The 19,745-nt window shown below is 66.0% G+C and carries 12 protein-coding genes and 1 pseudogene; 2 read left to right on the top strand and 11 right to left on the bottom strand.

Features of this window, described 5'->3' with window-relative positions; genetic code table 11:
* Positions 1–76 precede the first annotated feature (76 nt).
* Positions 77–1,453 carry a SagB family peptide dehydrogenase gene (locus RX327_RS12500; protein ID WP_317251248.1) on the top strand — a complete coding sequence of 459 codons (1,377 nt, stop codon included), beginning with the start codon at positions 77–79 and terminating at the stop codon, positions 1,451–1,453.
* Positions 1,454–1,663: 210 nt separating this feature from the next.
* On the opposite strand, the gene RX327_RS12495 is transcribed toward RX327_RS12500, so the two are convergent.
* The 4 genes from RX327_RS12495 to RX327_RS12480 form a co-directional block, all read right to left on the bottom strand.
* Entirely contained in the window at positions 1,664–2,698 is a 1,035-nt protein-coding gene (locus RX327_RS12495) for a S1C family serine protease (RefSeq protein WP_317250403.1), read from the bottom strand.
* 71 nt (positions 2,699–2,769) lie between these two features.
* A complete protein-coding gene (locus RX327_RS12490) occupies positions 2,770–3,219 on the bottom strand; it encodes a hypothetical protein (protein ID WP_317250402.1) in 450 nt (149 codons plus the stop codon).
* A gap of 8 nt (positions 3,220–3,227) precedes the next feature.
* Positions 3,228–4,826 carry a GMC family oxidoreductase gene (locus tag RX327_RS12485; protein ID WP_317250401.1) on the bottom strand — a complete coding sequence of 533 codons (1,599 nt, stop codon included), beginning with the start codon at positions 4,824–4,826 and terminating at the stop codon, positions 3,228–3,230.
* A 117-nt stretch (positions 4,827–4,943) separates the two neighbouring features.
* Complete coding sequence (locus RX327_RS12480) at positions 4,944–6,167, bottom strand: cytochrome P450 (protein WP_317250400.1); 1,224 nt, start codon at positions 6,165–6,167, stop codon at positions 4,944–4,946.
* Positions 6,168–6,401: 234 nt separating this feature from the next.
* Between RX327_RS12480 and RX327_RS12475 the strand changes: the two genes are divergently transcribed.
* A complete protein-coding gene (locus RX327_RS12475; RefSeq protein WP_317250399.1) occupies positions 6,402–8,036 on the top strand; it encodes an NAD(P)/FAD-dependent oxidoreductase in 1,635 nt (544 codons plus the stop codon).
* A 212-nt stretch (positions 8,037–8,248) separates the two neighbouring features.
* Here the strand turns inward: RX327_RS12475 and RX327_RS12470 are convergent.
* From RX327_RS12470 to RX327_RS12440, 7 genes and pseudogenes are all read right to left on the bottom strand, one after another.
* A pseudogene (locus tag RX327_RS12470) lies at positions 8,249–11,552 on the bottom strand (carboxyl transferase domain-containing protein).
* A gap of 210 nt (positions 11,553–11,762) precedes the next feature.
* The gene (locus RX327_RS12465) at positions 11,763–12,647 is read right to left on the bottom strand and encodes an ABC transporter permease (RefSeq protein ID WP_050385158.1); all 885 of its coding nucleotides are present in this window, start codon (positions 12,645–12,647) and stop codon (positions 11,763–11,765) included.
* Complete coding sequence (locus RX327_RS12460; RefSeq protein WP_050385159.1) at positions 12,644–13,600, bottom strand: ABC transporter permease; 957 nt, start codon at positions 13,598–13,600, stop codon at positions 12,644–12,646. Before RX327_RS12460 ends, RX327_RS12465 begins: the two co-directional genes overlap by 4 nt.
* A gap of 3 nt (positions 13,601–13,603) precedes the next feature.
* Positions 13,604–15,151, bottom strand: a complete 1,548-nt coding sequence (locus RX327_RS12455; protein WP_317250398.1) for an ABC transporter substrate-binding protein — start codon at positions 15,149–15,151, stop codon at positions 13,604–13,606.
* A gap of 18 nt (positions 15,152–15,169) precedes the next feature.
* A complete protein-coding gene (locus RX327_RS12450) occupies positions 15,170–16,174 on the bottom strand; it encodes an ABC transporter ATP-binding protein (protein WP_050385161.1) in 1,005 nt (334 codons plus the stop codon).
* Positions 16,171–17,247, bottom strand: a complete 1,077-nt coding sequence (locus RX327_RS12445; protein WP_317250397.1) for an ABC transporter ATP-binding protein — start codon at positions 17,245–17,247, stop codon at positions 16,171–16,173. Before RX327_RS12445 ends, RX327_RS12450 begins: the two co-directional genes overlap by 4 nt.
* Positions 17,247–19,676, bottom strand: coding sequence for a CaiB/BaiF CoA transferase family protein (locus RX327_RS12440; RefSeq protein ID WP_050387191.1), 2,430 nt, complete (start codon positions 19,674–19,676; stop codon positions 17,247–17,249). Before RX327_RS12440 ends, RX327_RS12445 begins: the two co-directional genes overlap by 1 nt.
* Between the last annotated feature and the right edge of the window lie 69 nt (positions 19,677–19,745).

The raw sequence follows: 19,745 nt of genomic DNA, 5'->3' as shown, positions 1-19,745 counted from the left end.
CGTGCTCCGGAAAAAGCCGACCAGGAAGATCGCACCAGTCATCACCGCCCGATTGAACGGTCGCTTTTCCCTTCATATGCAGGCGGACGGAAGCATCGCCGCTGCCCTCGGCCACTATACGGTCAATCTGGGACAATTCAGCACGGCGGCGATCGACCGTGCGGGACATCTCGCCTCCGGCCTGCCGCTCGCCTCCTTTGCCGGCAAAAGCGCCCTCGCGAGGCAGGTTCATGCCCTGGTGCAGCGACTGGCGCGGCACGGGCTTCTCGAATACCGCCTATCCTCTCCGCGCGAAAAGCAGGACCTCGTGGTCATCGAGCCGCAGGTCGCCGAATACTGGCCGCAACCTGCAAAGCTGGGGAACGGTGATACCATCGTGTTGTCGCGCTTCGCCTATCTGCGCCGGCGCGGCAACGAGATGGTGCTGGAATTGCCGCGCGCCGGGGCACTGTTCCGGATTTGCGATCCCGCCATCGCTGCCACCCTCGCGGCCCTGTCGCAGCCCCAGAAGATCAGCAAGCTTCGCCGCCACGCGACCTCCTTGAACCTCGATCTGCTCGGATTGCTGCTCGACAGCCAGATGCTGATCAAGCTCAATGCGAAAGACGGCGACGGCCTTCGGGTGAATGAAGGCGACGGCAATCTCGTTCTCTGGGATTTTCACGATCTCGTGTTTCACACGCGGAGCACGGAGGGCCGGCATGCCGATCCAGTTGGCGGCGCGTTCACCCATGCGGGCGTCGTTCCACCGCTGCCTGCGATACGTCCGCGTTGGCCAGGCGAGAAGTTCGCCCTCCACAAGCTCTCCACGCCGGAGCCGATCTCGCCCTTCGCGAAGCTGTTGCGTGAACGCCATTCGATACGGGATTTCGACGACCAGCACCCCGTCACGCTCGCCGAACTCGCACAGTTTCTCGACACCACCGCCCGCGTGCTATCGGAATGGAAGAACGGCGCGAATTTTGACGGCGGTCCTGAAGTCACCTACAGCGCGAGGCCTTATCCATCGGCGGGCAGCGCTTACGAGCTGGAATTGTACCTGGCAGTCTCGAACTGCGAGGGGCTTGCGCGCGGATTTTACCACTACGATGCGGGTGGTCACGCACTGGTCGCGATCGGCGCTTCCGCCCAGCAGCTCCAGGCGCTCTCGACGGCGGCCGAGTTTGCCATGGACGCGCCCGGCCCGCCGCAGGTCCTGATCACGATCGCTGCGCGTTTTGGGCGGGTATCCTGGAAATACAGCTCAATCGCATATTCGCTGATCCTGAAGGATGTCGGCACCATGATCCAGACATTCTATCTGGCGGCGACCGATATGGGCCTTGGCGGCTGCGCCATCGGCACGACCAACATCGATCTGTTTGCGAAAATCACCGAGCTCGAATTTCATGTCGAGAGCCCGGTCGGTCAATTTGCACTCGGACGCGGAAAGGCACCGCCGGCCGCAAGCTAGAAGGCCAGCCGCGTTTTTGGGGGCTACGGTAATAGCCTCGCGCTCAACGCTCACCCTCATCCTGACGAGCGCGGAACGCGCGTCTCGAAGGATGAGGCCACAGTCAGGGCCTCGTGGTTCGAGACGCCGCGGAGCCTGTCATCGGGCCGCGCTTTGCGCGGACCCGTTGGCGGCTCCTCACCATGAGGGTCTGATATCTGCGCGCGCCGCTCACTGCTTTGCGGGCTTGCGCTCGATCGGGTGGATGTCGATCGCGCGCAGGCGGCCGAGACGGAGCACGTCCATCGACAGCGTGCGGTCGATGCGGCTGTGATCGAGCACGCGGATCAGATCGTCGACGCCGTTGATCTCGACGCCGTCGAGCCTGATCACGACGTCGCCGGGCAACAGGCCCGCCTTGGCCGCAGGTCCATCCGGCTCGATCTGCATCAAGAGCGCGCCCATCTTGTTCTCGACGCCGGCCAGCACCGCATGCCGCCGCGGGACCGGCGCGGTCTGGCCGGCAACGCCGATATAGGCGCGGCGGACATAGCCGTGCCGGATGATCTCCGACAGCACGAACTGCGCGGTGTTGCTGGCGACCGCAAAGCAGATGCCTTGCGCGCCATTGATGATGGCGGTGTTGATGCCGATCACCTCGGCATTCGACGATACCAGCGGGCCACCCGAATTGCCCGGATTGAGCGCAGCATCGGTCTGGATCACGTCCTCGATGGTGCGTCCGCTCACCGAACGGATCGAGCGCCCGAGCGCCGACACGACGCCGGCCGTCACGGTCGATTCGAAGCCGAGCGGATTGCCGATCGCGATCACCAGCTGGCCACGGCGCAGGCTCTTGGAGTTGCCCAGCGCGGCATAAGGCAGGTGGCGCACGCCGTTGGCGCGCAGGAGCGCAAGATCGGTGTCGGGATCGACGCCGAGCACCTGCGCGTCGCCGACATGGCCCTCGACGTCGCGCAGCCGAATTTCCTTCGAACTGCCGACCACATGGCTGTTGGTGAGAACGAGCCCATCGGGCGAGATCACGATACCCGAGCCGAGCCCGCCGCGCTCGCGGCCGTTAGGCACCTTCGGCCCGGTCTCGACGCGCACGACCGCGGGACCGACACGGTCGGTCACGTCGATCACGGCATTGGAATAGGCATCCAGCAGAGCCCGGTCATCGACCTGGGTTGCGACTTGGGCAGCGTCAGCCGTTCGCGGCGACGGCGTGTCACCGGCGGTATCTGAGGTAAAATCCAGCATGGCGAGAGTCCTTTGGTCTCCAAAGATGGTGACCGGCTCCCGGCGCCGCAAGTGGTTACCTGCCCTGTCGGCTAGGTTGCCCGCCGTAACGTGCCGCCGCGCGCCTTGACCGGATCGAGCAGCGACCAGTCTCCATCCGGAAGGACGTGGCCCTTCGGAAATGGCGCGCGCAGCTCGAGCCCAAGCGAGCTCAGCACGCGGTCGTCACGGTAGTAACATTGCAGCACGACGCGAACGAGCGTTGCTGCGGCGACGCCGCCGCCGGTACGAAACTCCTGCGCCACCGCATCGCGCCTGGCATCGTCGAGCTCGGCGAGCGGCTTGCCCGCGAGATCAGCCAGATGATCCAGCGCCTGCGCGACCAGCGCGGTATCGCGGCCGAGCGTTGCCAGCACGTCGGCCTGGATCGCGGGGTCGTCGGCGCCGGGCACCTTGTACTCGTCGCTGGCGGGAATCATCATTGCGGCGACGGCGCGGAGGTCATCGCGCTGGGCCGCGGTCAGTTGTTTTGCATCGGACATGGACGGTCTCAATCGAACAAATTGGCGAGGCGCTGCTTCATCTGGTCGGCGATGTAGAGCGCGAGGGCCTGAATGGTCGACGTCGGGTTCACGCCGCCCGAGGTGACGAAGATGCTGCCGTCGACGATGAAGAGGTTCTTCACGTCGTGCGAGCGGCCCCATTCGTTGACCACGGAACGTTCGGGGTCGGTGCCCATCCGCGCGGTGCCGAGCAGATGCCAGCCGCCCCAGGGAATCGGATTGTTGATGCAGATGTCGGTCGCGCCGGCGGCCTCGAGAATCTCCCGGCCGCGCGCCAACCCGTGCTCCATCATTTTCCGGCTGTTCTCGCTGATCATATAGTCGACCTTCGGCGCGGGGATGCCGTGGCTGTCCTTCAGCACCGGATCGAGCGTGACGCGGTTGTGCTCCTCGGGTAGATCCTCGCAGATTGCCGACACCGCGAGCCGATGACCGTTGAGCTTACGGAATACGCGATGATGGTCGGCGCCCCATGGCAGAATGCCCTTTTGCTCGCTCGCGACCGCCTCGAACACCGGCCCCGCGCCGCGGCCGAACTGGATGCCGTAGCCGCGCACGAAGCCGCGCGACAGGTCAGTGTCGTAAAACTCCTTGCTCCACAGACAGGTCGGCGGCGCGCGATTGCTGTCGGTCGGCTCCTTCACAAATCCGTAGATTTGAGCATAGGGATGGAACATCAGGTTCTTTCCGACGAGGCCGGACGAATTTGCAAGCCCGTTCGGGAATTTGCCCGACACCGAATTGAGAAGCAGGCGCGGCGTGCCCACGCCGTTGCAGGCGATGATGACGACATGCGCGGGCTGAAACTGCTCGACGCCCTCCTTGTCGTAGTAAACGACGCCCGAAGCCATGCCGTTCTCGTCGGTGCGGATCTCGCGCACGCGGCAATGGGTGCGCAGCTCGACGCCGGCGCGGACCGCATGCGGCCAGTAGGTGATGTCGGTGGAGGACTTTGCGCCTTGCGCGCAGGCCGGCGTGCAATGGCCGAGATTGATGCAGCGTGCCCGGCCCTCATAGTCCATGGTCGCGACCGTCGTGTCGGACGGCCACCAGTGCCAGCCGAGCTTGTTCATGGCCTTGCCGATGATGGCGCCGGACAATCCGAGCGGCTGTTGCGGCATCGGCGGATGCGTCAGCGGCGAGAGTGGATCGCCTGACAGGCCGGACGTCCCCATCATGCGGTCGTTCTCTTCGAAGAACGGGGTCAGCGCGTCGTAATCGATCGGCCAGTCGTCGGCGACGCCGTCCAGCGTCTTCACCTTGAAATCGGAGGGATGCAGCCGCGGCCAGTGCGCGGTGTACATCACGGTCGAGCCGCCGACCGCATTGTAATTGACGACCTTGATCGGGGAGTTGTCGTCGTTGATCGGGTAGTCCTCGGGCCGGCCCCGGACGTTGGGGCTCGACGACCATTCGCCGTAGAATTTGGCCTCCCAATCCCGGCCGGTGCTGGGATATTCCGCCGGATTCATCCAGCCGCCCTGCTCCAGGCAGAGGATGTGCATCTTGGTCTCGGCCAGCGACCACGCCACCGCCGCGCCGGACGCGCCGGCGCCGATGATCAGGACGTCCACGGGCTCTTTCATTCGGATTCCTTGTTCTTATGTTCCCGTCATTCCGGGGCGATGCGCAGCATCGAACCCGGAATCTCGAGATTCCGGGTCTGGTGCTACGCACCATCCCCGAATGACAAACCCACAACTTCAATTGACAATTCTCACCGGCAAGCTTCGTATACCGCGGATGAAATTGGAATAGAGCCTTTGCGGCGGGCCCATCATCTCAAAACGCAGATCGCGCGCCAGGACCTCCTCCCAGAGGATGCGCAGTTGCTGCTCGGCCAGGCGATCGCCGACGCAGCGATGGACGCCGGCGCCGAAGGCGAGATGCTGGCGCGGCTTGGCGCGGTTGATGATGAATTCGTCGGCGCGCTCGATCTTGTCCTCGTCGCGGTTGCCGGAGATGTACCACATCACGACCTTGTCGCCCTTCTTGATCCGGCGGCCGGCAAGCTCGACATCGTTGCGTGCGGTGCGGCGCATGTGCAGCACCGGCGTGTGGTAGCGGATGGTCTCGGACACCAGGTTCGGGATCAGCTCGCGCCTCGCGCGGACCAGCTCGAACTGCTCCGGGTTCTCGCACAGCGCCATCAGCCCGGCCGACATTGAATTGCGCGTGGTGTCATTGCCGCCGACGATCAACAGCCCGATCGTGCCGATGAACTCGCGCGGCTCCAGATTCCGCGTCGCTTCAGAATGCGCCAGCATCGAGATCAAATCGAAGGTCGGCGGCGCATCGACCCGCGCGTCCCACAGCTTGCGGAAATATTCTCCCATCTTGACCAGCTCGGCGGTGCGTTCAGCCTCCGAATGCACCACCGCGTCGGGAGATTCGACGTTGGCGATCGCGACATCCGACCACCAGGTCAGCTTGGCGCGGTCTTCAGAAGGGAAATCGAACAGCGTCGCCAGCATCATGTTGGTGAGGTCGACCGAAACCCGCTCAGCCCAGTCGAAGGTCTCGTTGCGCGGCAGCGCATCGAGCACGGCTGCGGTGCGCTTGCGGATCAGGGCGTCGAAATTGGCAAGGTTCGACGGCGCCACGATCGGCGCCACGGTGCGGCGCTGCGCGGTGTGGCCGGGCGGATCCATGCGGATGAAGCTCGGCCGCTCCTGCCCCTTCGGCTGGTCCGCGACCTGGATACCGCCAAGCTCGGAGGCCGACGAATAGTTCTGGTGATCCAGCTCGACCGCGAAGATGTCGTCGTAGCGCGTCACCGACCAGAAAGAACCGTAGGCCGACGCCTCGCAATAATGCACGGGATCGTCGCGGCGGAGCTGCGCAAACAGCGGCCGCCAGGTGTCATCCTGATAAAGCCGGGGATTGCTGACGTCTGTCGACGTCGGCCTGCGCAGCGCCTCTCCCATCGCTTCACTCCCGCTGGTTCCGTCGCCGCTTGGCGGGCGATCGTTGTGTCGGACCGACGATAGAGGGAATCCCGCGGCCGAGTAAAGCCGCGGGGCGGACAGTCCGCCGCGCGGAATGCGCGCGGGCCGACGCACCCGGCAAATCCCGATAGCTGCCCCGCTGTTCGATGTTTGTCGGCAGCAGGAAGACCGGTTAGCCTTGCCGGCAATCAATCCATCAGGGAGCAACGACAGGTGGCCGCATCGCGCCAGGACAACAGCCCCGAGACGGCTGCGCCGGACTACGACGTCATCATCATCGGCGCCGGCCTGTCCGGCATGTACCAGCTCTACCGGCTGCGCGAGCTTGGCCTTAGCGCGCGCGTGTTCGAGGCCGGCACCGGCGTCGGCGGCACCTGGTACTGGAACCGCTATCCCGGCGCACGCTTCGATTCCGAGAGCTATTCCTACGGCTACTCGTTCTCGAAGGAGCTGCTCGAGGAATGGGAATGGTCGGAACATTTCGCCGGCCAGCCCGAGACCTTGCGCTACTGCAACTATGTCGCCGACAAGTTCGACCTGCGCCGCGACATCCAGTTCGAGAGCCGCGTCACGTCCGCGATCTACCAGGACGACAGGCGAAGCTGGCGGATCACGCTGGAGAGCGGCGCGCAGCACTCCTGCCGCTTCCTGATCACCGCGATCGGCCCGTTGTCGACGCCGACCCTGCCGCGGATCGAGGGCCGCGATGATTTCAGGGGCCGATCGTTCCACACCGCGCGCTGGCCGAAGGACAAGGTGGATTTCACCGGCAAGCGCGTCGCCGTGATCGGCACCGGCGCGACCGGCATCCAGGTCATCCAGACCATCGCCGGCGAGGTCGGTCATCTCAAGGTGTTCCAGCGCACCGCCAACTGGGCGGCGCCGCTGCACAACGGCAACATCGACTCCGCGACGCAAGCCAGGATCAAGGCCGGCTATCCCGAGATCTTCGCGCGTTGCAAGGAGACCTTCGCCTGCTTCGTGCATACGCCCGATCCGCGCGGCGCGTTCGAGGTGAGCGAGGCGGAGCGCGAGGCGTTCTACGAGAAGCTCTATGGCGAGCGCGGCTTCGGCATCTGGCAGGGCAACTTCAAGGACATCCTGATCGACCGCAAGGCGAATGCCACCATCAGCGATTTCGTCGCGCGCAAGATCCGCGAGCGCGTGAAGAACCAGGCGGTCGCGGAGATGCTGATCCCGAAGAACCACGGGTTTGGCACGCGGCGGCTCCCGCTCGAGACCTTCTACTACGAAGTCTACAATCGCGACAATGTCGAGCTCGTCGACATCAAGGCGACGCCGATCGAGCGGATCACGCCGGAAGGCATCCGCACCAGCGACAGGGATTATGCCTTCGACATCATCATCTACGCCACCGGCTTCGATGCCATTACCGGCAGCTTTGACAAAATCGATTTCCGCGGCGCGCACGGTGCACGGCTGAAGGAGAAATGGACGCACGGCCCGGAAACCTATCTCGGGCTGATGGTCGATGGCTTCCCCAACATGATGATGCTGATGGGCCCGCACACCGCGCTTGGCAACATCCCGCGCAGCATCGAATACAGCGTGGACTGGGTCACCGGGCTGATCCGCTTCGCGAAAGCGAAAGGCCTGACCTTCCTCGATGCCACGCCTGAGGGCACCGCCGACTGGACCGAGCATGTCAAAGCGCTCGGCGTCGGCCTGCTCTCCAACGAGGTCGATTCCTGGATGACCGGCATCAACCGCAACGTCGAGGGCAAGCAGACCCGCATCGTCGCCCGCTACAGCGGCAGCGCACCGGCGTATCGTGAGAGATGCGACGCGGTGGCGACGAAGGGGTATGCGGAGTTGCGATTGGGCTGAGCTTGGGGTCGCTCTCTCGGTGACGCGAGGCGCCTGCCCCATCCACCACTGTCGTCCTGGCGAAAGCCAGGACCCATAACCACCGCATTCGATGATGAACGGGATCGCGGCCCCAGCGTCGCACGGTAATTGAGATTTGGGGTAATGGGTCCTGGCTTTCGCCAGGACGACATCAAGTTTACGGCTCGTGGATTGAAGCGCCCTGCGCAGCCCTACCACGCATCGATACATGGTCGCTTGCGGTGGGTCCTCGGCTCGGGCTTCGGCACCGAACGCAGGCCCGCCATGATCCACCGCCGGGTCTCGGCGGGGTCGATGACGTTGTCGATCTCGAACACGGAGGCGATCGAGACCGCCTTGCCGTTGGCATAGAGCTCGGCGACCTTGTTGCGGTAGTAGGTCTCGCGCTCCGCGGGATCGACGATCGCCTCCATCTCCTTGCGGAAGCCGAGGCGGACATAGCCCTCGAGCCCCATGCCGCCGAACTCGCCGGTCGGCCAGGCCGCGGTGAAGAACGAGGCGTGGAAGCCACCGCCGATCATGGACTGCGCCCCGAGCCCATAGCCCTTGCGCAGCACGATGCCGAACAGTGGCACCGTGAGGCTGGCGCCCGTGACGAACATGCGCGAGACGTGGCGCACGATCGCGGTCTTCTCGGCCTCCGGGCCGACCATGAAGCCGGGCGTGTCACAGAGCGAGACGATCGGCAGATCGAAGGCGTCGCAGAGCTGGAGGAATCGCGCGGCCTTGTCGCCGGCATCGGCATCGATCGCGCCGCCGAGATGGCGCGGATTGTTGGCGATCAGGCCGAACGGCTTGCCCTCGATACGGATCAGCGCGGTGATCATGCCGACGCCGTAGTCGCGGCGCAGCTCCAGCACGGAGTCCTTGTCGGCGACGAGGTCGATCACGCTGCGGATATCGTAGACGCGCAGCCGGTTTTCCGGAATCGCACGGCGCAAGAGCCGCTGGTCCGGCGCCTTCCAGTCCTGCACCGCGCCCTGGAAATAAGACAGGTATTTCTGCGCGACGGACGTCGCTTCCTCCTCGTCCTCGACCAGGATGTCGATGACGCCGTTCGGCGCCTGGAACGAGACCGGGCCGACCTCGGCCGGATGATAGACGCCGAGCCCGCCGCCCTCGATCATGGCCGGACCGCCCATGCCGATCGAGGCGTTCTTGGTGGCGATGATGACGTCGCAGCAGCCGAGCATCGCGGCATTGCCGGCGAAGCAATAGCCGGAGACCACGCCAACCACCGGCACGAGGCCCGAGAGCCTCGCGAACTGCACGAAGGACGGACCGTCGAGCCCGGTCATGCCGAGCCGGTCGGTATCGCCGGGCCGGCCCCCACCGCCTTCGGCATAGAACACCAGCGGCACGCGCCAGTCTTCCGCCAGCGTCAGCATGCGGTCGATCTTCTTGTGGTTCATGTGGCCCTGCGTGCCCGCGAGCACGGTGTAATCATAGGAGATCACCATGCAGCGCGCACCATCGGCGCCGAAATCCTTGGCGTTGACGGTGGCGACGCCTGATATGAGGCCGTCGGCCGGCGTGTTCTTGATGAGGTCGTCCAGCTTGCGCCGGCGGCGCTGTGCCGCAATCGCAAGGCTGCCGTACTCCATGAACGAGCCGTCGTCGACGAGCTGGGCGACGTTCTCGCGCGCGGTGCGCTGGTTGGTGTTGCGGCGGCGCTCGACCGAGGCCGGACGGTTCTCGTCGAGCGTATTGGCCTGGCGCGCGATCAGCTCGGCGAGATCGGGACGGATGTGGTCGAGATCGATCGCGGCCTCCTCCGCCGCGTGATGGCCGTCGACCTCGACCGGTTCGAGGAACAGGATCGGCTCGCCATGCATCAGGGTGACGCCGATGCCGCCCGCGATCCTGGTCACCCGGCCGCCATGGGGCGCGGTGACGAGATGCTCCATCTTCATCGATTCCAGCACCGCGATCTGCTGGCCGGGACGGACCAGATCGCCCTCCGCGACCTCGATCGCCACGATGGTGCCCTGCAGCGGCGCGGGCACCGGGAGCGATCCTTCGGGGGCTGCTTCGACAGCAACGGCCTTGGTCGCAGCCGCCTCGCTCACTGCGATCAAGGGTGCGGCGAGCTCCTGCGCAGCGCCGACTAGCGCCGCCACATGCGTATCGATGAAATTGGTGCTGATCTTGTTCCGCCCAAAGCTCTGATGCGCCAGGATGGCACCGAGGAACGGGATGTTGGTGGCGACGCCGCCGATCCGGAATTCGCGCAAGGCGCGCGATGCCTTGTGCACCACGTCGGTCCATTTTGAACTCGGCGAATAGACGATGACTTTTGCCAGCAACGAGTTCGAACGCGGCAGAGGTCCGGTAGCCGGAATAGCCGAAGGTATCGACGCGAACGCCGGGGCCGGACGGCAGGTCGAACACGGCGAGCGTGCCGCCGGTCGGTTTCGTGATGCCCTTCTCGTCCATCACCTCCATGTTGACGCGGAGCTGCATCGCATAGCCGCGCGGCAGGGGCACCGCTGATTGCGCGAGGCCGAGCGAGGCCAGCGTGGCACCGGCGGCGACCGCGAGCTGGGCGCGGACGAGGTCGAGCCCGAGCACCTCTTCGGTCACGGTGTGCTCGACCTGGAGCCGCGGGTTCGCCTCGATGAAGGCAAACGCGCCCTCACCTTCGCCGGCTTCGTCGTCGACCAGGAATTCGAAGGTGCCGAGATTATCGTACCGCGCGGCGGTCGCGAGCTGCTTCGCTGCCTCGATGATGCGCGCACGCATGCCGTCGCTCAGCGAGGGGCTCGGCGCCACCTCGATCAGCTTCTGGTGACGGCGCTGGATGGTGCATTCGCGCTCCCAGAGATGGGAGATCGCACCATGGCGGTCGCCGATGATCTGCACCTCGATGTGGCGCGCCTGCCGGATCAGCCGCTCGGCATAGACGCCGTCGAAGCCGAACGCCGCCCTGGCCTCGGACTGGCAGCGCGCATAGGCTTCCGCGAGATCGGGCGCGTTCTCCACCACGCGCATGCCGCGACCGCCGCCGCCGGCCATCGCCTTGATCATCACGGCGGCGCCGGCGCCGAGCGCGGCGAAGAACGCCTTTGCCTCGTCCAGACTGGTCGCGCCCGAAGTGCCGGCAATGATCGGGACGCCGCATTTTTTTGCCAGCGCCTTTGCCTTGGCCTTGTCGCCGAACAGGTCGAGCGCCTCCGGTGACGGGCCGACGAAGGTGATCTTCTCCTCGGCGCAGCGCCGCGCGAGCTGCGTGTTCTCGCTGAGGAAGCCGTAGCCCGGATGTAGCGCGTCGCAGCTTGCGGCCTTGGCCGCCGCAATCACCGCCTCGATGTCGAGATAGGCCCGCGCGCCATGGCCGGGAATCTCGCGCGCCTCGTCGGCGGCGCGGACATGGAGCGAAGCCGCATCATCGGCGGGATAGATCGCGACCGTGGCAAGGCCGCTTTCGCCGGCGGCGCGGGCAATCCGGATCGCGATCTCACCACGGTTGGCAATCAGCAATTTCTTGAAGGACATGATCGGTTCCGTAAGTTGCTTACCTCGCCCCGCTTGCGGGGAGAGGTCGAAGCCGAAGCGAAGCGTAGGCTTCGGGTGAGGGGGACTCTCCGCAGGCTCGCTCGTGGAGACTCCCCCTCACCCGAAATTCGCGCTGCGCGCAAATTTCGACCTCTCCCCGCAAGCGGGGCGAGGTGAACACAGCGCGGCATCCCGTCAGCATTTGTACCCCTAGCGATCCTTCATGGTCGGATCGAGCACGACACGCAAGGACTCCCCGAGCGCATTGAACGCCAGGGAGACGACGAGAATGGCAAGGCCCGGCGCATACATCTGCTCCGGCGCAATTTCCATGTATTGATAGGCGCGCGCCAGCATGGCGCCCCAGCTCGGGTCCGGCGGCTGGATGCCGAGGCCGAGGAACGACAGGCTCGCTTCGGCCAGCAGCGCAGCGGCGAGCAAGAGCGTCACCTGCACGATGACCGGTTGCAGCGTGTTCGGCAGCACGTGGCGCCACAGCACATGCCAGGTCGGCGCGCCAAATCCCCTGGAGGCATCGACATAGAGCTCCTGCCGCACGATCAGCGTGCGGGCGCGGACGATGCGCGCCAGCGCCGGAAACATCGTGATGCCGACCGCGATCATGCCGTTGGTGAGCCCGATGCCGAGCGCGCCGGTGACGGCGATCGCCAGCACGATGGCGGGGAACGACAGGAAGGTGTCGATGATGCGGCTGATGATGTCGTCGATCCAGCCGCCGAAATAGCCGGCGATGAGGCCGACCGGCAGCCCGATCAGGACCGCGACGCCGACCGCAAGCAGGCTGGCATAGACGGTGGCCGGCGCGCCGTAGATCAAACGGGAGAAGATGTCGCGACCGAGATCGTCGGTGCCGAGCAGATGGGCCGGCCCCGGCGGCGCCAGCATGTTGTTGACGTCCTGCGCGGTCGGCGCATAGGGCGCGATCCAGGGCGCGCCGATTGCGACGACGACGAGCACCACGAGCACCAGAATCGACAGCGCGGCGCGGAGGTCGCCGGCGAGCCAGCGCACAAAGCGCCGCAGCCGCGTCGGCCGCGCCGGTGCCTTCAGGGGAGCGAGCGCCATGTCGGTCATTGCTCGATCCTCGGATCGACCGCGGCGCACAGCAAATCGGTGATCAGGTTCACCGCGATGACAACGACCACCATGGTGAAGACGACGCCCTGCACGATCGGGAAATCGCGCTGGATCGCGCCGCGCACAATCAGGCTGCCCAGACCGGGAATGGCGAACACCGCCTCGATCACCACGGTCGCCGCCAGCATGCGGTTGACTAAAAGGCTGATGATGGTGAGCAGATTGACGCCGACATTCTTCAGGCCGTGTTGCCAGAGGATGCGGGACATCGACAGCCCCTTGGCATGCAGGGTGCGGACATATTGCGACGACAGCACCTCCAGCAGCGCCCCGCGCAGCTGGCGCGCGACCTCGGCCATGCCGTAGGCCGCGATCGCGACGCCAGGCAGCAGCGCATGCCTGATCGCATCGACCGGCGAGGCGCTGAAGGATTTTGCGCCGGTCGCCGGCAGCCAGTTCAGCTTCAACGAGAATTCCGCCACCAGGATCATCGCCAGCCAGAAGCCGGGCACCGCGACGCCGAGTGAGGCCAGCATGCTGATCAGCTTGTCGATCCAGCCGCTCGGCTTGATCGCGGCCATCACGCCCATCGGGATGCCCGTGACCAGCGCCAGCGCCAGCGCGATCACGACGATCAGCAGCGTGTTCGGAAACGCGCGGCCGATCGAGTCGGCGACCTTCTCGCCGGTCAACAACGATTGCGAGAGATCGCCTTGCGCGACGTTGCCGAGCCAGGCGCCATATTGCACCAGGAACGGGCGGTCGAGACCGTAGATCTTCCTGATCTCCGTGATCCGTGCGTCGGTCGCGTTGTCGCCCGCCAGCGTCACGGCGATGTCGCCGGGCACCAGCTTGAGCAGCGCGAACACCATGAAGGTCGCGAGCAGGATCACGGGCAGCGCCTGCACGAGGCGGCTGCCGACGACCTTGACCGGTGACCGTCGCGCCATCGCCTAACTCCCGAGCCAGACGTCGTCGTATTTCGGCTTGCCGAGCAGGTTCGGCCGATAGCCCTGCACCTTCTTGTTCATGGCGACCAGTTCGAACTGGAACGCCAGCGGCGCGACGAAGGCGTTCTCCATCACCAGCCGCTGCACGGTGGAGAACGCCTTGCGCCTGGTGTCGATGTCCTCCGAGGCGCGCGATTCCTTGATCGCGGCCTCGAGCTCGGCCGGCACCGGCGCGCGGCCGCCATTGTAATAGGCGTCCTTGGTGAACATCAGCGAATAGGTCAGGCTCGGGTCGGGCCGGCCGGTCCAGGCCGAGAGCAACCCGGCGCCCTTCTTCTCCGGACCGAAGAAGGCGGCAGAGGCCTCCGCGACCGGGGCGTTGACGAAGCGCGCGTTGATGCCGGCCTTGCGCAGCTGCTCGATCAGGATCTCCTGGCGCTGCACCGAATCCTGGTCCGGATAGCCGCCGAACTCGATTGGAGTGCCCTCCTTGAAGCCGGCCTCGGCGAGCAGCTTGCGTGCCTTGTCGGGATCGTAGGGATAGAGCTTTGCGACCTCGGCGTCATAGGCCCAATGCGCCCTCGGCAGGTTCATGTAGGCCGGCTCGGCGAGGCCGGCGAGCGCGGCCTTGACGAAGGATTCGCGGTCGATCGCGAAATTCAGCGCCTGGCGGACCTTGATATTGTCGAACGGCGGCTTCGCCCAGTTCAGGAAGATCTGGAACACGTACAGCGTCGGGCCATGCACCACCTTGACGCTGGAGGCGCGCTCGATGATCACCTTCTGCCGCGGCGGCAGCTGGTAGATCAGGTCGTTCTGCCCGGCGGTGACCGAGCGGGCGCCGGTGGTGAGCTCGGGAATGATCGAGATCTCGATGCCGTCGGGAAGCGGCCGTTCCGGCTTCCAGTATTTCTCGTTGCGCTTGACCATGATCTTCTCGCCGTCGGCCCAGCTGACGAACGAATAGGCGCCGGCGCCGACCGGCTTGCGCGTCACGACGCCGCCCTCGGCCGCCTTCAGCGCGGTCGGCGACACCATCATGCCGGCGCGGTCGGAGAGAATCCCGGGCAGCGCGGTATCGGGCGTTTTCAGCTTCAACGTCACCTGCTGCGGGCCAGTGACCTCGACCGCGGCAACCGACAGCAGGTCGGCCTTGATGTTCGACTTCGCATCGCTGCGGTTGCGCTCGAGATTGAACTTGACGGCTTCCGCATCGAGCGGCGTGCCGTCATGGAAGGTGACGCCGGCGCGGATGTTGAGCACCAGCGTGGTGGGGTCGGTGAACTTCCAACTCTCGGCAAGGCCGGGCTTCGGCTTCAGCGTGTCGAACTCCCATTCGGTCAGCGTGTCGTACATCGTGAACAGGAAGGCGTGGTCGGAGCCGGCGCCGCCGGTCGCGGGATCCAGGCTCGACGGATTGGCGGGCGCCGAGATGCGCAAGGTGCCGCCCTTCTTCGGCGCGCCTTCCGCGAAGGCGCGGCCGCCGAGCGTGGTGGTGGCGAGTGCGCCCGAGATCAGCGCCATAACCTCGCGTCGTGTCGTCATCATCATGGCGTTTCTCCGGTGTTCTTAGTTCGATGAAAAATTCGGGCGGTCGGCGAAATGGCAGGCCACCCAGTGATCAGGCTTCAGCTCGCGCCACTCCGGCACGCGGTCGGTGCAGAGCGGCTGCGCGTGCGGGCAGCGGGTGCGGAAGCGGCAGCCCGAGGGCGGATCGATCGGGCTCGGCACCTCGCCCTGCAGCACGATACGGCCCTCCTGCCGCATCGTGGACGGCAGCGGCCGCGGCTCGGCCGACAGCAGCGCGATCGTGTAAGGATGCAGCGGCCGCTCGGCGACCTCTTCGGTCGGCCCGAGCTCGACGAACTGGCCGAGATACATCACCGCAACGCGCTCGCTGATGTGCGAGACAACGGCGAGATCATGGGTGATGAAGACATAGGTCAGCCCGAGATCGCGCTGCAGATCGGCAAACAGATTGAGCACGTCGCCGCGGATCGACATGTCGAGCGCGGCCACCACCTCGTCGCAGACGATCAGTTTGGGTTTCAGCGTCAGCGCGCGGGCGATCACGACGCGCTGCTTCTGGCCGCCGGACAGCTGATGCGGGTAGCGCGCGCCGAATTCCTGCGGCAAGCCGACGCGCTCGAGCGCCTGCCGTGCCTGCCGCTCGCGCTCGGCACGGCTGCCGACACGTGCGAGCTCCAGCGGTTCCAGCACCGAGGCCAGAATGGTCATGCGCGGATTCAGCGCGGCGTTCGGGTCCTGGAAGATGATCTGGTAGTCGCGGCGATGGTTTTGAAACTCCCGGCGCGGCAGCGCCAGCGGATCGATGCCGTCATGCAGGATGGCGCCGGCGCTGGGATTGAGCAGGAACACCAGCGCGCGGCCGATCGTGGTCTTGCCCGATCCGGACTCCCCGATGATGCCGAAGGTCTCGCCGCGGCGGACGTCGAAATTGACGCCGTCGACCGCCTTCACGGTGGCGCGGCGGTCCGAGGTCTGGAAGCGGACCTGAAGGTCGCGCACCGAGACGATGGCGTTGCGGCGGGGCTCGGCACCGGCTGTGGTCATTGCGTCGCGACCTTCGCAGCAACCGGCGCCGAGGGCGGATGCAGCGCGCCCGGCAGATTGAGCTCGGCAAAGCGCCAGCAGCGCACTCTTCTGCCGCCGCCGGCGTCCTGCAATTTCTGCTCGGCCTCGCAGCCTTTCGTGGCATGCGCGCAGCGGGCCCGGAAGCGGCAACCGTTCGGCATCTCCGCGATCGACGGCACCCGGCCCGGGATCGACGGCAGCCGACCGTGGCGCGGGCTCAAATGCGGCAGCGAGCGCAACAGTCCCGACGTATAGGGATGCAGCGGCCGCACCAGCGCCTCGTCGACGGTGGCGTCCTCGATCACCTCGCCGGCATACATCGTGATCATCCGCGTGCAGATCTCGGCGACGACGCCGAGATCGTGGCTGATCAGCACCAGCGCGGTCTTCGAGGTCTCGCTGATGTCGCGCAGCAGCTCGAGGATCTGCGCCTGCACGGTGACGTCGAGCGCCGTGGTCGGCTCATCCGCGATCAAAAGCTGGGGCCCGCAGATCAAACTCGCCGCGATCATGACGCGCTGGCGCATGCCGCCGGAGAGCTTGTGCGGATACTCGTCGATGCGCCGCTCGGGCGAGGCGATGCCGACCCGGCGGAGCATCTCCAGCGTTTTGGCGCGTGCCTCCTCATGGGAAACGTCGGTATGGACGCGCAACGTCTCGGCGATCTGGTGGCCGACGGTGAAGACCGGGTCGAGCGCGCTCATCGGCTCCTGGAAGATCATCGCGACCCGCTTGCCCCGGATCGCGCGCATCTGCCGCGCGCTACAGGAGGCGAGATCGACGCCGTCGAACAGGATCTTGCCGTCGAGGCCGGCAAAATTGCCCGGCAACAGCCGCAGGATCGACAGGCCGGTGATGGTCTTGCCGCAGCCGCTCTCGCCGACGATGCCGACGCGCTCGCCGGGCGCGATGTCAAAGTCGATGCGGCGCGTCGCCTGCCAGACGCCCTGCGCGGTCTTGAAGCGGATGCCGAGCCCCCGCACGGACAGCAGCGGCCGCGCGCCGTCGCGCGCCCCCTCCGCCCTGCGCTGTGCCGGCTGGCCTGCCTCCATCAGCCCGCCGCCCGCTTCTTTTCTTTCACCAGTTCCTCCTCCATCAGCATCTCGGTGCCGATGATGCCCTCGCGGGTGAGCTCATCGAGCTCGGCGTCGGAGAGCCCGAGCATGCCGCCGAGGATCTCGCGGTTGTGCTCGCCGAGCGTCGGCGGCACCGAGCGGATCGCGAACGGCGCATCGCTCTCGCGAAATGGCATCGACGGCTGCGGATGCCGTCCGATGAACGCACGGTCGACCTGCTGGATGAAGCCGCGGGCGTGGAGCTGCGGATCCTCCAGGAGATCGATCGGCAGCCGCGCCACGCCGGAGGCGACACCTTCGGTCTGCAGCGCGGTCATCGCCGCATCGGCATCGCGCGCCGCGGTCCAGGCCGTGATCGCAGCCTCGATCTCGGCCTCGATGGCGCGGCGGCCCGCGGCCGTCTTGAGCGCCTCGTCCGCTGCCCAGTCCTCGCGGCCGAGCAGCCGGGCGAGCTTTGGCCACATCGCGTCGTCGGACACCGCGACGACGATCCAGTTGTCTTCTCCGGCGCAGCGAAAGCAGCCATGCGGCACGAAATCGGGATGGCGGTTGCCGTATTTGGTCGGCGGCCTGCCACTGGTCGAATGCGCCACGATCCAGGGCGCGGCGAACGGCATCATGCATTCGATCTGCGCCAGATCGATGAACTGCCCCTGCCCGGTCAGTTTGGCGTGGATCAGCGCGGTCAGCACCGCGGCGGCGCCGTTAAGCCCGCCCACGGCGTCGCCGAACGCGGTATGGCTCATGACCGGCGGACCATCGGGATCGCCGACCACGCTGGGCAGGCCGGAGCCCTGCTCCAGGGTCGAGCCGTAAGCGCGGCAGTCGCGATGCACGCTGCCGGCGCCGAACGCCGACATCGACATCATCACCAGCTTGGGATTGATCTTGCTCAGCACGTCGTAGCCGAGGCCGAGCTTGGGCAGCACCTCGACCGAATAATTGTCGACCACGAGGTCGGCATCGGCGAGCAGGCGCTTCGCCAATTCAAGCCCCTTCGGCCGGGTCAGATCGAGCGTGATGCCGCGCTTGTTGCGGTTCATGATGCAGTAGCGCACCGACTTCTCGTACATCTGCTCCAGCACATAGGCCGGACGGCGGTCGACGCCGCGCCACCAGTCCGGATACTGGGTCGCCTCGATCTTGATGACGTCGGCGCCGAGATCGGCGAGCGTGCGGGTACAGATCGGCCCGGCCCAGCCCATCGAAAAGTCGACGACGCGGATGCCCTCGAGCGGCAAGCGATCGGTTGCAGCGGGCTTGGGCGCCGGCACGCGCGGCGCCGCCTCGCGCCTCGCCTGCTGCTCGCCGAGATCAGGCACCCGGCCGCCGCGCAGCGGCGGCGTTGCCGTCAGCCGCTGCATGGTGCCGGCGGAAAAGCCGGTCTCGTCACCGAGGGTGATCGGGACGATCGCACCGCGGGCGCGCTTCTCCTCATCGGCGATGAGATCGGAGATCTCCGGCACCGGCACGATCGGGATCTTGCGCCTGAGGCCTTCGGCAAACCACTCCTGCGCGGTGCGCTGCTTCAGCTTCGGCAATATCCTGTCTTCGATCTCGGCGACATGGCGCAGCCGGTCGACCCCCATGACCAGTGTCGGATCGTCGCGCAGTTCGTTGAGCCCGAGCATCTCGCAGAACGCGCGCCACTGCGCCGGGGTCACCGTGGTGACGCCGAGCCAGCCCTGCTTGGTCTCGTAGATGCCGACCGGAAAAGTCGGCCAGAACCGGTTGACGCCGATCCGCCGCATGATGTCGCCGCGCTGGAACGCCTCGAACATGATGTATTCGGTGACGGCGATAGAGGCCTCGAACAGGCTGAGATGGTTTTCCCGCCCGCGCCCGTCCTGCATACGGCCGAGCACCGACGATGCGGCGGCGATGAAACCCCACAGCCCGCCCAGAATGCCGATCTGGAAATCCGGCGCGTGCATCGGCGGCCCCTGCTCCGGACCGACCAGCTTCACCAGTCCGGTCAGCGCGCGGATCGTGGAGTCCGTCGCCGCGAAATTGGCGTAGGGACCGCGATCGCCGAACCAGGCGAGGTCGAGATGGATCAGGCCAGGATTATCCCGCTTGATCGCGTCGAGATCGATCTCGGGACAATCCGCCGCGGCGATGCCGCGCCCGTCGAGCAGGATGTCGCAGCCGACAATCAGCTCCCGCAGCGATGCCGCGCCCGCATCGCCCGTGCCGAGCACGACACTCGACTTGTTGAAGTTGAGAAACGCGAACCACGCGCTCCGGCCTTTGGGCGTCAGCGGCGCGGTGCGGCGAAGCGGATCGCCGTGCGGCGGCTCGACCTTCTGCACATCGGCGCCGAAATCGGCAAACAGCCGCGCGCAATAGCTCGTCGCCGCAGCACTTCCGATCTCGACAATCCGCAGATGCGACAACGCGCCCATCAGGCTTCCTCGCGACACATGACCAGCCGGTGACAGCGGCTGATTCAGTTTTTTGTTGAATGAACTTGA

The sequence above is a fragment of the Bradyrhizobium sp. BEA-2-5 genome, from assembly GCF_032918025.1.
In the GTDB taxonomy this organism is placed as follows: domain Bacteria; phylum Pseudomonadota; class Alphaproteobacteria; order Rhizobiales; family Xanthobacteraceae; genus Bradyrhizobium; species Bradyrhizobium pachyrhizi.
This window is presented reverse-complemented; position numbering and strand designations above follow the sequence as displayed.